This window comes from Streptomyces sp. ADI96-02, from assembly GCF_003846185.1.
GTDB lineage: Bacteria > Actinomycetota > Actinomycetes > Streptomycetales > Streptomycetaceae > Streptomyces.
Genome location: NZ_ML123034.1, coordinates 4289753 through 4302883 on the forward strand (window position 1 = coordinate 4289753; position 13131 = coordinate 4302883).

General features: G+C 72.1%; 11 protein-coding genes and 1 pseudogene. 5 read left to right on the forward strand and 7 right to left on the reverse strand.

Annotated elements, in window-relative coordinates; genetic code table 11:
* Positions 1-159: 159 nt before the first annotated feature.
* The 3 genes and pseudogenes from EES43_RS19025 to EES43_RS19035 all read right to left on the reverse strand — a co-directional run bounded on the left by EES43_RS19025 (position 160) and on the right by EES43_RS19035 (position 3018).
* Positions 160-567: an SCO4983 family protein gene (locus EES43_RS19025; protein WP_124269812.1), complete on the reverse strand. Its 408-nt coding sequence runs from the start codon at positions 565-567 to the stop codon at positions 160-162.
* Between the two features lie 202 nt (positions 568-769).
* Positions 770-1981: a pyridoxal phosphate-dependent aminotransferase gene (locus tag EES43_RS19030; RefSeq protein WP_124269813.1), complete on the reverse strand. Its 1212-nt coding sequence runs from the start codon at positions 1979-1981 to the stop codon at positions 770-772.
* A gap of 225 nt (positions 1982-2206) precedes the next feature.
* Positions 2207-3018, reverse strand: a pseudogene (locus EES43_RS19035) (arylamine N-acetyltransferase).
* 300 nt (positions 3019-3318) lie between these two features.
* Between EES43_RS19035 and EES43_RS19040 the strand changes: the two are divergent.
* On the forward strand, positions 3319-4224 hold the full coding sequence (locus EES43_RS19040) for a S1 family peptidase (RefSeq protein WP_124269814.1): 906 nt from the start codon (positions 3319-3321) through the stop codon (positions 4222-4224).
* Positions 4225-4415: 191 nt separating this feature from the next.
* Here the strand turns inward: EES43_RS19040 and EES43_RS19045 are convergent, their stop codons facing one another.
* The gene (locus tag EES43_RS19045; RefSeq protein ID WP_124269815.1) at positions 4416-5225 is read right to left on the reverse strand and encodes a TetR/AcrR family transcriptional regulator; all 810 of its coding nucleotides are present in this window, start codon (positions 5223-5225) and stop codon (positions 4416-4418) included.
* Positions 5226-5345: 120 nt separating this feature from the next.
* Between EES43_RS19045 and EES43_RS19050 the strand changes: the two genes are divergently transcribed.
* Positions 5346-6215: a siderophore-interacting protein gene (locus EES43_RS19050; RefSeq protein ID WP_124269816.1), complete on the forward strand. Its 870-nt coding sequence runs from the start codon at positions 5346-5348 to the stop codon at positions 6213-6215.
* A gap of 134 nt (positions 6216-6349) precedes the next feature.
* Here EES43_RS19050 and EES43_RS19055 read toward each other — a convergent pair whose 3' ends face one another.
* Both EES43_RS19055 and EES43_RS19060 read right to left on the reverse strand, forming a co-directional pair.
* Positions 6350-7990 (reverse strand): N-acyl-D-amino-acid deacylase family protein, encoded by a 1641-nt coding sequence (locus EES43_RS19055; RefSeq protein WP_124269817.1) that lies wholly within the window; start codon positions 7988-7990, stop codon positions 6350-6352.
* Between the two features lie 158 nt (positions 7991-8148).
* A complete protein-coding gene (locus tag EES43_RS19060) occupies positions 8149-9600 on the reverse strand; it encodes an alanine racemase (protein ID WP_124269818.1) in 1452 nt (483 codons plus the stop codon).
* A 90-nt stretch (positions 9601-9690) separates the two neighbouring features.
* On the opposite strand from EES43_RS19060, the gene EES43_RS19065 reads away from it, so the two are divergent.
* Genes EES43_RS19065 through EES43_RS19075 form a run of 3 tightly spaced genes read left to right on the forward strand, consistent with a single transcriptional unit; the run spans position 9691 to position 11956 of the window.
* Positions 9691-10776 carry a sugar kinase gene (locus EES43_RS19065; protein ID WP_206430080.1) on the forward strand — a complete coding sequence of 362 codons (1086 nt, stop codon included), beginning with the start codon at positions 9691-9693 and terminating at the stop codon, positions 10774-10776.
* A complete protein-coding gene (locus EES43_RS19070; RefSeq protein WP_124269820.1) occupies positions 10773-11549 on the forward strand; it encodes an IclR family transcriptional regulator in 777 nt (258 codons plus the stop codon). Before EES43_RS19065 ends, EES43_RS19070 begins: the two co-directional genes overlap by 4 nt.
* Positions 11546-11956 carry a RidA family protein gene (locus EES43_RS19075; protein ID WP_124269821.1) on the forward strand — a complete coding sequence of 137 codons (411 nt, stop codon included), beginning with the start codon at positions 11546-11548 and terminating at the stop codon, positions 11954-11956. Before EES43_RS19070 ends, EES43_RS19075 begins: the two co-directional genes overlap by 4 nt.
* A gap of 282 nt (positions 11957-12238) precedes the next feature.
* On the opposite strand, the gene EES43_RS19080 is transcribed toward EES43_RS19075, so the two are convergent.
* Positions 12239-13131: RHS repeat-associated core domain-containing protein (locus EES43_RS19080; RefSeq protein ID WP_206430081.1), on the reverse strand; the 893-nt coding region annotated here is incomplete at its 5' end.

Genomic DNA, 13131 nt, shown 5'->3' on the forward strand with positions numbered 1-13131 from the left:
TCACCTCACGGTTCCGGGGGCCGCCCTTTTCGGGTCGCCGCCCCCCTTTCGGGCCGCCCTCCTCGGGCCGCCCGCTCCACCACGGGCTTTTCGCCGGGAATCCCTCTCCGGCTGTGGGCGCCCGGTCCGCGCGCTTCGGCGGCACGCGGACCGGGGCCGTCAGTGGGCGCCGACCAGCCGTCCGGAGGCGGCGTCGGCGGACGCGGCGGCGAGCGCCGCGGTGTGCGCGTCCATCCGCTCCGCGGAGAGGATGGCGGCGGTGGTGTCGGCCCGCGACGCGGCCACCAGCAGCGCGCGGCCCGCGAGGGCGTGGGCGCGCCGGTGGAGGGCTGCCGGTGCGGCGTCGGTCCGTCCGGCGTGCCGGGCGGGCGGCGCGCCGCGCAGCCGGGCCACCTGCTCGGCGATGCGGTCGCCCGCCGCCGACAGGCCCAGCTCGTCGGTCACCGCGAGCAGGGCGGCCAGGTGCCCCGCGAGCTGGATGTCCAGCTCCTCCTCGCGGCTGCGGTGCGGAAAGTCCGCGTCGCCCGCCGGTGAGTGCACCGACTTGCTGCGGATCGGCTCGTACATGGATGGCCTCCCGGTGATGCTGTAAGACCATCCTACCTTGGATCGAGTCTAAAGTTGTGCCCGATCCATAGTGTGGTCGGCTCGCGGCTGTCCGTGAAGGGCCGACCGGCTCACGTGAGGGGCGGGCCGGTGCTCACGGAAGGGGCGGGCCGGTGCTCACGGAAGGGGCGGGCCGGCGTCTACGGCAAGGGCCGACCGGCGCTCACGGCTGCCCGTAACCGTCGAGGAAGTGCGCGATCCGGGTCACGGCGTCGGTCAGCTCCTCGACCGCGGGCAGGGTGACCACCCGGAAGTGGTCCGGCTCCGGCCAGTTGAAGCCGGTGCCCTGCACCACCATGATCTTCTCGGCCCGCAGCAGGTCCAGAACCATCTGCCGGTCGTCCTTGATCTTGTACACCTGGGGGTCGAGCCGCGGGAAGAGGTACAGCGCGCCCTTCGGCTTCACGCACGTCACGCCGGGGATCGAAGTCAGCAGGTCGTAGGCCGCGTTCCGCTGCTCCAGGATCCGGCCGCCCGGCAGCACCAGGTCCTCGATCGACTGCCGTCCGCCGAGCGCGGAGGCCACCGCGTGCTGCGAGGGCATGTTGGCGCAGAGCCGCATGTTGGCAAGGATCGTCAGCCCCTCGATGTACGAGGAGGCGTGGGCCTTGGGGCCGCAGACCGCCATCCAGCCGGAGCGGTAACCCGCCACGCGGTAGTTCTTGGACAGGCCGTTGAACGTCAGCACCATCAGATCCGGGGCGAGCGCCGCCGTCGGGGTGTGCGTGGCGCCGTCGTACAGGATCCGGTCGTAGATCTCGTCGGAGCAGACGATCAGGTTGTGCCGCCGGGCGATCTCGGTGAGGCCGCGCAGCATCTCCTCGCCGTACACCGCTCCGGTGGGGTTGTTCGGGTTGATGATCACCAGGGCCTTGGTGCGGTCGGTGATCTTCCGCTCCAGGTCGGCGAGGTCCGGCATCCAGTCGGACTGCTCGTCGCAGCGGTAGTGCACGGCCGTCCCGCCGGCCAGTGAGACCGACGCGGTCCACAGCGGATAGTCCGGGGCCGGTACGAGCACCTCGTCGCCGTCGTCGAGCAGCGCCTGCATCGACATCTGGATCAGCTCGGAGACGCCGTTGCCCAGGTAGACGTCCTCGACGCCCAGCTCGATGCCCTTGGTCTGGTAGTGCTGCATCACGGCACGGCGCGCGGACAGCAGGCCCTTCGCGTCGCCGTACCCGTGCGCGCCCGCCAGATTGCGCAGGATGTCCTCCAGGATCTCCGGCGGGCACTCGAAGCCGAACGCGGCCGGGTTGCCCGTGTTCAGCTTGAGGATGCGGTGACCGGCTGCTTCGAGCCGCATCGCCTCCTCCAGCACGGGGCCCCGGATCTCGTAACAGACGTTGGCGAGCTTCGTCGACTGGATGACCTGCATGCCCGCGAGCTTACGACCGTGGTTCACCGGCCGCGCGGAGAATGCTCCGACGGTGCGCCGAACGGGGTCGCCGCCGCGCCGCCGCGTCTTCCATCGGCATGGCGGCCCCGGCCCCGGACCGTGGAACGGGCGGTCCGGGCGGCGTCGCGGCTTGGAATGGGGCGTGCCCCGCCGGACCGGGTGAGATGCGCCACGCGGAGGAGGAGCGGGCGGGCTCACTCCGGCTCACGCCGGAATCCGCACACCGGTGGGCAGACGGATCCCGAACTCCTCCGCGAGCACGTCCTCGACCTCCTCCGGCCCGGTCAGCCGCCGCACCTCGACCTTCCCGTCGGCGGCCGTCGCACCAGGTCGAGCCCGGAGAGCGCCAGGTGCGCGTCGGGCAGCGTGCGCTGCGCGTACACCGCCTGCTGGAACGGCGAACGCGGATGCGTCGCGACGTACCAGTTGAACATCTCGAAGTCCGGCGCCTCGAACGGCTCCGGCGTGAAGGCGTACTGCGGCTCCCAGCTCCCGCCCCGCTCCGCCCGCAACTCCCACTGGGGCGTCGGTCCGTGGTGCGCGGTCCGTACGAGCCGGTGGCGGCGCGGCGTGTCTGCCACCTCGGCGCCGTCCTCCAGCCGGATCGGCTCCACCAGCCCGCCGACGGCCCCGAACCCGACGTCGGCCAGATACGGTCCCGGCGCGTCCGGCACGTCCACCCGCAGCAGTATGTGGCCGCGCGGCCGGATGTCGCCCGGGGCGGCACCGAGCAGCACCCGGGCGGCCAGCGGCGTCACGGTGAAGCCCAACTGCCGCAGGGCGGCGGCGAGAAGAGTGTTCTGCTCGTAGCAGTAACCGCCCCGTTCGCTCCGCACCAGCTTCGCCTCCAGATCCGCGAGGTCCAGGGAGGGCGCGGTGCCGAGGACGGCGTCCAGGTTCTCGAACGGGATGCCCGTCAGATGCGCGCGGTGCACGGACCGCAGCACGTCCTCGGTGGGGCGGCGCTCCCCGCTCCAGCCGATCCGGGCGAAGTAGGCGTCGAGGTCGAGAGTCATGCCCGAACGGTACGCAGCCGGGGCCGTCAGCCGCCTCCGGCGACGGACCGAGTCGGCCGGGGTCCTGAGCCCCGCGACCTGCGGCTTAACGCGTCCGGGTGACGGTCCGGGTGATGGCCCGGGTGACGGCCCCGATCGACCGGCCCGCCCGTGCCCGGTCGATCGGCTCCGGGCCCGCGCGCGCGGCGGGCGGACCACACGACCTCGGCCCCCTTGTGGTGCGAGCGCGTGTGCGAAACCATGCACATGTCAAAAGCCGGAAGATGTCCGGCCCTTGACGCCACTGGAGGGGACCCCCACATGAACAAGCCTCTCGTCGGCGCGTTTCTCGCCGCCCTGCTCCTGGGAGCGGGGGCGGCGCCCGCCACGGCGGCCACCCCGGCCGCGGACGCGGGCGAGGCTCCGGCAGCCGCCGCGGCCGTACCGCAGAAGCAGCGCACCGCACCGCCGGCCACGGCCCGGTCCGGAGTGAAGGCCGTGACCTTCGCCGGAACCGTGGCGCTCAGCAACTGTTCGGGCTCGGTGGTCCGTTCACCCGGCTCAGCGCCCACCGACCCGGCCCTCGTGCTCTCCAACGGGCACTGCATGGAGTCGGGCTTCCCCGGCCCCGGCGAGGTCGTCGTCGACCAGCCGTCCACACGGTCGTTCACCCTGCTCAACGCCTCCGGCGGCAACGCCGGCACCGTACGGGCGAGCAAGATCGCGTACGGCACGATGACCGACACGGACCTCTCGCTCTACCAACTCACCAGCACCTACGAGCAGATCAAGAGCCGTTACGGCATCGACGCGCTGGAGCTGGAGACCGCCCACCCGGTCGCGGGCTCGGCGATCACGGTCGCCTCGGGCTACTGGAAGCGCACCTACAGCTGCGCCGTCGACGGCTTCGTCCACCAGCTCAAGGAGGGCCGGTGGACCTGGAAGGACTCGGTGCGCTACACCTCCGCCTGCCGGACCATCGGCGGCACGTCCGGCTCGCCGGTGATCGACGACGCCACCGGAAAGGTGGTCGCCGTCAACAACACCGGCAACGAGAGCGGCCAGAAGTGCACGGACAACAACCCCTGCGAGGTGGACGAGAGCGGGAAGGTGACCGTGCGCAAGGGCATCAACTACGCCCAGCAGACGTACACCCTGGTCCCGTGCATCGGCGCCGGCAACAAGATCGACCTGAGCCGGCCGGGCTGCGCGCTGCCCAAGCCGTGAGGCTAGCGCGGCCCTGAGGGTGCCCTGAGAATGCTCTGAGGGTGTCCTGAGAGTGTCCTGAGGGCGTCTCGCGCGCCGACCTGGCTGTGTGTCATCCTCCGCCGCTCCGGGCGGTCCCGATCCCGGGACCGCCCGGAGCGGCGGCGTCGCGGCGGCCGGGGCGCCGGGCCCGGCGTCACCGGAGACCGCTGTCACGGCAGCCGGGCGCGCGCCGCCTCGATGCCGTCCAGCAGTACGCCGAGCCCCACCCGGAACGTCTCCCGCGCCTCGCGTTCCGGATACGGCGGGGCCTGAGGCCCGTCCTCGCCCGGGTAGGGCTCCACGGCGGCCTCCCGCTCCAGTCGGCTCACGGCCGGGAAGCGCTCCGCGAAGTCCGGGACCAGCTCCGTCAGCGCCGCCGCGCGCGCCGACCACCACTCCTCGTCCGAGGCTCCGGTCACCGTCGCTGCCAGCCGGGCGTCCGCGACCGTCCGCGCCGACCCCTGGACGAAGGGGAGGAGGGTCCCCACCAGTCGCCGCACCGTGCGCGCGCCGAGGCCGGTCGCCCCGAGCAGACCGACGAGTGTGTCCAGTGCCGCGTACTCGTGCGGTCCCAGCACCGGGCGCGCCTGAGAGACCTGGAGTAGCCAGGGGTGCCGGACGTAGAACTCCAGGACGTCCTCGGCCCAGGTGGTGAGCGGACCTCGCCAGCCGGCCGACTCCGGGTAGGCGGAGGGGAGTTCGGCGTGGACGGAGTCGTACATCAGGTCCAGCAGTTCGTCCTTGCCCGGCACGTGGGTGTAGAGGGCCATGGCGGTCCGCCCGAGCCGTTCGCCCACCGCGCGCATCGACAGCGCGGCCATGCCCTGCTCGTCCGCCACCGCCACGCCCGCCGCCACGACGGCGTCCACGCTCAGCCGGGGCTTGGGGCCCGGCCCGCCGCGCGGCGGAGCGCCGATCACGCCGCGCCAGAGCAGGGCGAGGGAGCGGCGTGCATCGCCCTGTCCGGCAAAGACCACCACGTGCGACTCCTTACGCCGTAAAGTAACGCCTTGCGAGTAATCCCTTACGGCGTAAGCTATCAGTCGGAAGTCAGAAGTCAGAAGTCGGAAGTCGGAAGTTCAGAGAGAGGGTGCGGACCCATGGGTCAGTCGATGCCGGTCAGCGCGATGCCGGTCAGCTCGGTGCGCGTCACCGAGGTCGAGCGGATCACTCCCCGGACGGCTCGCGTCACCTTCACCGGGGACGCGTTGCCGGACGTCCTGGAGGACCGCCCGGACCAGCAGATGAAGCTGTGCCTGCCGCGCGAGGGGCGGTCGGTCCTGAAGCTGCCGGAGATGGACGCCGACGACGCCCACGGCATGCGCTGGTACGAGGCGTACCTGGCGATCCCGGAAGCGGAACGGCCCTGGACGCGCAGCTTCACCATCCGCTCCCACGACCGCGCGCGCGGCACGATGACCGTCGACTTCGTGCTCCACGGCGACACCGGTCCCGCCGCCCGCTGGGGGGCGCGGGCGCGCCCCGGAGACGTGCTCGGGATGGTCGGCCCCTCCTCGCTGTACGCCCGCCCGCTGCGCTCGGCCGAGCGCATGCTGCTGGCCGGGGACGAGACGGCCCTCCCGGCGATCGCCACCCTCCTGGAGGCGCTGCCGCACGGGACCCGGGCGCTGGTGTACGCGGAGGTCGCGGACGCGGGCGAGGAGGTGGCGCTGCCCGACGCGGAGGCCGAGGTGCGGTGGGTGCGCCGGGACGCCGGCGGCTCGCTGGTGGAGGCGGTGCGGGACGCCGGGGCGTTCGGGGGTGCGTTCGGCGGGGCGGTGGACGCCGCCTGGGTGGCGGGCGAGGCGTCGGCGGTCCGGGCGCTGCGCCGCCACCTGGTCCAGGAGCGCGGACTGCCCAAGGCGGCCGTGGAGTTCAGCGGCTACTGGCGGCGCTCGCTCAGCCAGGACGACGCCCCGACGTCGGAGGACCTGGCCTGGGCGGCGGAGCGCGCCGCCGGCTCCGCCTGACGGCCGCGCCACCGGGCCCGCCCCGGGCGGTGCGGCCGTAGGAGGCGGCGGCCGGCTGCCGCCGGATCGGACGGCGCGGCCGTCGGGGCCCCGCGGTGCGGCCGTCGGGGCAGGAGGGGCCGGCTGCCGCCGGATCAGGCGGAAGGGGCAGGTCGGCCGCTGCGGTCCGCGCCCCGGATCGCCCGGCCGGCCAGTGCCGACGTCCGCCTGCCGTCCTCGACGACGAACCGGCCGTCGATCAGTACGTGCGGGATGCCCACCGGCAGGACGCGCGGCTCCGCGAACGTAGAGCCCGCCGCCACCGTCTCCGGGTCGAACAGCACCAGGTCGGCGTGGTAGCCCTCGCGGACCAGGCCCCGGTCCGCCAGTCGCAGCCGGGCGGCCGGGCGTGAGGTCAGGTGCGCGACGCACTCCTCCAGCGAGAGAATGCCCAACTCCCTTGTGTACCGCCCGAGATACTGCGGAAAGGTGCCGTACGCGCGAGGATGCGGCTTGTCGCCCTGGAGGATGCCGTCGCTGCCGCCGGTGTGCACCGGGTGGCGCATGATCTGTCGGACGTTCTCCTCGTGGCCCACGTGTTGGAGGATCGTCGTGCCCAGCCGGTCCTCGACGAGCAGCCGCCGGGCGGTCGTCCAGGGCTCCTCGCCCCGCAGCCGCGCCGACTCCGCCACCGTGCGGCCCACGTACGCGGCCAGATGGGGAGCGCCCGTGCCGGAGATCTCGATGGTGTCCCACTCGATCGGCACGCCGTGGCAGCCGTCGGATCCCAGCACCTCCAGATGGTGCCGGATCCGCCCCGCGCTCTCCGCGTCCGCGAGCCGGGCCAGGACCGATTCCGGGCCGCCCTCGCCGGCCCAGCTCGGCAGCATCGCGACGAGCGTCGTGCAACCCGGTGTGTACGGATAGGTGTCGAGCGAGATGTCGGCCCCGTCGGCGAGCGCGTCGTCGAGCAGGGCGAGCAGGTCCGGCGCTCTGCCCTTGTTCACACCGAAGTTCATGGTGGCGTGGGCGAGATGGAGGGCGCAGCCCGCGTTCCGGGCGAGTCGGACCATCTCCTCGTACGCGGCCGGCGCACCGGCTCCGTAACTGCGGTGGTGCGGGCAGTAGTAGCCGCCGTGCCGGGCCACCACCCGGCAGAGGTCGGTGAGTTCGGCTTCGTCCGCGTACATCCCGGGTGTGTAGGTGAGGCCCGAGGACATGCCGACCGCGCCCTCGCGCATCCCCTCGTCCACCAGCTCCTTCATACGGGCCAGTTCGGCGTCGGTGGCGGGCCGGTCGTCCCAGCCCACCGCGAACATCCGGACCGTGCCCTGCGGGATCAGGTAGGCCGCGTTGACCGCGATGCCCTGGCCGCCGAAGTTGCGGTCCAGGCGGTCCAGATAGCCGCCGACGGTCCGCCAGTCGAAGTCGATGTCGTTCCCGTCACCGTTCCAGCCGGTGATGGAGCGCCGGACCTCGGCCAGCGTACGGTCGTCGACCGGGGCGTACGACAGGCCGTCCTGGCCGAGCACTTCCAGCGTGACGCCCTGCGCCGCCTTCGCGCTGTGGTCCGGGTCGCGCAGCAGCGCCAGATCGCTGTGGGCGTGCATGTCGATGAAGCCGGGGGCCAGGGCGAGGCCGTCCGCGTCCACCGTGCGGGCCGCCGTGGGCCGGGGGCCGGGAGCGCCCTCCGGGTGGATCTCGGCTATCCGGCCGCCGTCGAGGGCCACGTCGGCGCGGTAGGAGGGCGCGCCGGAGCCGTCGACGACGCGCGCGCCGCGCAGGACCAGGTCCATGGGTCACCTTTCGGGCGGAGGGAGAGGAACTGAGGGAGGGGACGGGGGAGAGGGAAGTGGGAGAGGGGAGAGGAGGGCGAGGCGATTGCGGTGGGGCGAGGCGAGTTGCGGTGGGGCGCGGCGAATTGCGGTGGGGCGGGGCAGCGGCGGCCTGCGGCTCAGAAGAAGGTGCGGAGGTAGTCGGTGACCGTGCCGTCCGCCTCGACCACCGGAATCAGCTGCCACTTGTCGAAGGTGGTGCACGGGTGGGAGAGGCCCATGCCGACCCAGTCGCCCACCTCCAGCTCCGCGCCCTCCTCCGTACGCACCCAGGTGTGCTGGTCGGAGAGGCCGGTGACCGCGATCCCGGTGGCGGGGCGCACCGAGCCGTCCCGGCCGGAGCGGACCACCTGCGCCTCGGGCAGATCGAGGTCGTACGCCGCGTCCCGCTTGCCCGCGTTGAGGAACGCCTGCTCGCCGGAGGGGCGGGAGACGACCTGCGCCCAGAGCCGGAAGGCGGGCTCCAACGCGCCCTCCTCGGGGACCCGGTTGAACGGCGTGAGGTGCTTGTAGTGCCCGTCGTCGTGCGAGACGTACGCCCCGGAGCGCAGCAACCTGCATACGGGCAGGCTCAGTTCGGGAATCTCCGCGAAGACGTCCGCGACCGCGTCGAACCAGGCGCTGCCACCCGCACTGATCACGATCTCCCCGGCCTCCGCGAACCGGCCCTCGCCGTCGAAGTCGGCCGCCAGCGCGACGAGCCGCCGCAGCCAGTCCCGTACCCGCTCCGGCGAGGCGTCCGGAACCTCGCCCTCGTATCCCGCGACGCCCACCAGGCGCAGGGCCCCGGCCGCCGCCACCGCGTCGGCCACGGCCGCGCATCCGGCCTCGGTGCGGACGCCGGTGCGCGCGCCCTCGCCCGCGCCCAGTTCCACGACGACGTCGACCGGGCGGGTGGCGCCCGCCGCCCTCAGGGCCGCCTCCATCAGCTCGACGCCGCGCACGGAGTCGACGTAGCAGACGAAGCGGAACTCCGGGTCGGCCGTCATCTCGGCGGCCAGCCAGCGCAGCGCCACCGTGTCGACCAGTTCGTTGGCGAGGAAGATCCGCCCGATCCCGTACGCCCGGTAGACCCGGGCCTGGTGCGGCACGGCCGCCGTGATGCCCCACGCGCCGCGCGCCAACTGCTCGGCGAAGAGTCGCGGGGACATGGACGTCTTGCCGTGCGGGGCGAACGCGAGGCCGTGGCGCTCGGCGTACGTCTCCAGCAGGGCGAGGTTGTGGGCGACCGACTCGGCGGACAGGGCGAGGACCGGGGTGGTGAACCCGCCGGTGAACAGGTTGCGGCGCTCGGCGGCCAGGGCGCCGACGGTCAGGCCCTCCGCGTCGGGCGGCAGCGCCTTGAAACGGTGGTCGACGCGTTCTTCGGCGAGTCGGGAGACGGCGGGCGCGGACCACGGGACGGACGGGACGGACGGGCCGGAGAGGGCGGACGCGGTCCACGGGACGGGCGCGCTGGAAGGGGCGGGCGGGACGGACGTGACGGACGGGACGGACGCGGGGTGGCCGGCGGTGCGGTCGGCTGTCAAGGCAAGCTCCTCGAAGTTCGTTGCAGCATATGCAACACCCATTGCGTATATCGCTCAAGGCTGTCTAACATCCGAGCCGATGCCCGGTCAATGGCGACCACCGGCCCGCACGCCGATCAGCGAGGAGCCCCCGTGTCCGGACCCGCACCCGGGACCGCCCGCGCCGCCGCGACCACCGACGTCGTCTGCCTCGGTGAGTCCATGGTGACGTTCCTGCCCTCGCAGCCCGGCCGCCTCGCCGACGTGCCGTCCTTCGAGCGCGGGATCGGCGGCGCGGAGTCCAACGTGGCCTGCGCGCTGGCCGCCGCCGGACACCGGGCCGCCTGGGTCGGCCGGGTCGGTGCGGACGGCTTCGGGGACCACCTCGTCGAGACGATCGCGGGATACGGTGTCGACACCTCGGCCGTGCGCCGCGATCCGGGGCGGCCCACCGGCATCTACTTCCGCACGGCCGCCGACCGGGGCGCGGGCGACCACGAGGTCGCCTACTACCGGGCCGGGTCGGCCGCCTCGGCGATGTCGCCGGACAACGTCCCGTACGACGCCCTCTTCGCGGGCCGCGTCCTGCACCTGTCCGGGATCACGGCGGCGCTGTCGGCCGACTGCCTGGCACTGCTCCGGGACCTGACCGCGCCCCGGGCGGGACGCCCCCTGGTCTCGTTCGACGTGAACCACCGGCCGCGCCTGTGGCGGAACGGCGGCGTGGACGCCTCCGTGCTGCTCGACCTGGCCCGGGGAGCGGACCTGGTCTTCGTCGGCGAGGACGAGGCGGAGGAGGCGTGGGGGATCGCCGGCGCGGAGGCGATCCGGGCTGCGCTGCCGGAGCCGTCGGTGGTGGTCGTGAAGCGGGGGAGCGCGGGCGCGACGGTGTTCTCGGGCCCCGGCCCCGGGCCCCGCTCCGTCGGCTTCGGCCTCGACGCCGTCACCGTCGTCCCCGCCCTCCGCGTCGACGTCGTCGCCGCCGTCGGGGCCGGGGACGCCTTCGCCGCCGGGTTCCTCTCCGCCACCCTGCGCGGGCTGCCCGTGCGCGACCGGGTCCGGCACGGGCACCTGATGGCCGCGGCCGTCCTCACCGTGCCAGGCGACCTCACCGACCCGCCGTCCCGCGCGCACGCCGACCGGCTCGCCGCCCTCGACGCGAGCACCTGGGGGAGACTTCGTCTCGGCCCCGGCTGGACCGCAGCCGACCGGGCCCCCGAGGAGGTACGCACGCCATGAGCCAGACCGTCGACCGGGCACTGAGCATTCTGCCGCTGCTCGCGCAGGGACCCGCCGACCTCGGCCAGGTCGCCGAACGGCTCGGCGTCCACAAGTCCACGGCGCTGCGCCTGCTGCGTACGCTGCACGAACACGGCCTGGTCTACCGCCAGCAGGACCAGCGCTACCGCCTCGGCGCCCGGCTCTTCGCCCTCGCCCAGGAGGCCGTGGAGAACCTCGACGTACGCGACATCGCCCATCCCCACCTGGTCGCCCTGAACGACCGCTGCGGCCACACCGTGCACCTCGCCGTCTACGAGGAGCAGGAAGTCCTCTACATCGACAAGGTCGAGAGCCGCTACCCGGTCCGGATGTACTCCCGGATCGGCAAGCCCGTCGCCATCACCGTGGCGGCCGTCGCCAAACTGCTGCTGGCCGACCTCGCCGAGCCCGAGCGGCGCGTCATCGCCGAAAAGCTCGACTACCCCCTGTACACGGCCCGTTCGACGCCGAACGCCGCCGCGTTCCTCCAGGAGCTCGCCGTCGTCCGCGAACAGGGCTGGGCCACCGACCTCGGCGGCCACGAGGAGTCCATCAACTGCGTCGGCGCCCCCGTCCGCGGCGCGGACGGGCGGGTCGTCGCGGCCATGTCGGTCTCCGCGCCGAACGTGGTCGTCACGGCCGAGGAACTCCTCACCCTGCTCCCGCTGGTCCGGCGCACCGCCGAGACGATCAGCCGGGAGTACTCCGGCACCACCCGACCCGCCCACCCAAGAAAGTCTGATCAGCGATGACCGAGAAGACCGCCCTCACCCCCTCCACCCACACCACGCCGCCCGCGAAGTTCTCGCACGGCGTGAGGAAGGGCAACATCCTCCAGGTGGCCGGCCAGGTCGGCTTCCTGCCCGCCGTCGAGGGCCGGGCCCCTACCCCCGCCGGGCCCACCCTGCGCGAACAGACCCTCCAGACCCTCGCCAACGTCAAGGCGATCCTTCAGGAGGGCGGCGCGAGCTGGGACGACGTGATGATGATGCGCGTCTACCTCACGGACGTCGACCACTTCGCCGAGATGAACGAGATCTACAACGCGTACTTCGCGGAGCAGAACCTCAGGGAAGCCCCCTCCGCGCGTACGACGGTCTACGTCGGCCTGCCCAAGGGCCTCCTGATCGAGATCGACGCCCTCGCGGTGCTCGGCTGATCCGCGCCGGCCTGCTGATCTGATCGTTCTGCCTCACCCGCACGACCCCTCCAGTTCGCCGTACGGCGCGGCGCCCCGCTGCTCCGGGGCGCCGCGCCGCGCTCCCCCCTGCCCTCCAGCGCCACCGGAGCCCCCGTGCCACTCGCCGCCATCCCGCTCACCGCCACCCCACCGCCGGCCGAGCCCTCACGGCACACCGGTGGTCTGCTCCTCGGCCGCGGCTGCTTCGGCGGCCGCACTGGTCCGCCGCGACTTGGACGAGAGCCCCTGAGTTTCTGATCATTAGTTGCGGCAGTAAAGTATCCGCACGTAATTAAAGGCAGGTGCATCTCGGATCGTTGAGTGATCAAATGTCTCATGCCTGCTGTTGGTGTACTTGTATCCCATCAAGATTTTCGCTTCACTTCTGCGCAGTTCTTGGACGCTGGAGGCGATGTAGTCGCCTCGGGAGGTTTCGGCTATCACCCAATCTGAAGGTGCTCCGGGAACGCTCTCACCCATTTTGTGTTGGACGGATTGGATTTCCGGCCCATCGGGAGTGAAATGATTATTCTTTCCGGAATTCACTCGATATCTCTCGACGGCGGTTTCCCAAGATTTTGTCATCGTGCTCGAGGGGGCGGTCGAGGTGTTGCCAGGAGGGGGTGCGATGGTTGGGTTGTGTGGCCTCTCCACATATTCTGTCAGCGGTGGATTGAAGTTTTCACGCGCATCCGCAAAATATTGCGCCTTCTCTTTCGCTCGACTCCAGGTCTTATAGCCTTTATAGCCTTTGTAAGCGCCCATTCCGATGCCTACGCCGAGGTCGAGGGCTGCGCCGGCTACGCTGGCTACCATGAAGCCGAAGCGCTGTTCCTCGCTCATGAAGCTTTCGCCGTCGTTGAATTGCTGGTGTATTTCGTCGGCGGCGGAGGGAATGGTGGAGACGAATCCCAGTGCTGCGAGTCCGAGGGGTATGAGGCTGCCGGTGCCGGCGGTGGAGATGGTGAAGGCGATGGCTCCGATGAGGACGGCGGTGGCGATACCTGCGTCGAGGTAGGGCATCCCTTTCCAGTTGAGGATGTTCTTGGTGAACCAGTTGTCGGATTCTTCGGGGCTTTGCCCGGTGGGGTCGGTGTGGTTGACGGGGTCGCCGGTGGCGTAGGTGTAGGGGTTGATCATGCCTGCGGTGGAGG

Excerpts from the sequence above, each read along its gene's own strand:
- EES43_RS19025 (WP_124269812.1), bottom strand. The coding sequence starts at position 567 with ATGTACGAGCCGATCCGCAGCAAGTCGGTGCACTCACCGGCGGGCGAC.
- EES43_RS19030 (WP_124269813.1), bottom strand. The coding sequence starts at position 1,981 with ATGCAGGTCATCCAGTCGACGAAGCTCGCCAACGTCTGTTACGAGATC.
- EES43_RS19040 (WP_124269814.1), top strand. The coding sequence starts at position 3,319 with ATGAACAAGCCTCTCGTCGGCGCGTTTCTCGCCGCCCTGCTCCTGGGA.
- EES43_RS19050 (WP_124269816.1), top strand. The coding sequence starts at position 5,346 with ATGGGTCAGTCGATGCCGGTCAGCGCGATGCCGGTCAGCTCGGTGCGC.
- EES43_RS19055 (WP_124269817.1), bottom strand. The coding sequence starts at position 7,990 with ATGGACCTGGTCCTGCGCGGCGCGCGCGTCGTCGACGGCTCCGGCGCG.
- EES43_RS19060 (WP_124269818.1), bottom strand. The coding sequence starts at position 9,600 with ATGGGTGTTGCATATGCTGCAACGAACTTCGAGGAGCTTGCCTTGACA.
- EES43_RS19070 (WP_124269820.1), top strand. The coding sequence starts at position 10,773 with ATGAGCCAGACCGTCGACCGGGCACTGAGCATTCTGCCGCTGCTCGCG.
- EES43_RS19075 (WP_124269821.1), top strand. The coding sequence starts at position 11,546 with ATGACCGAGAAGACCGCCCTCACCCCCTCCACCCACACCACGCCGCCC.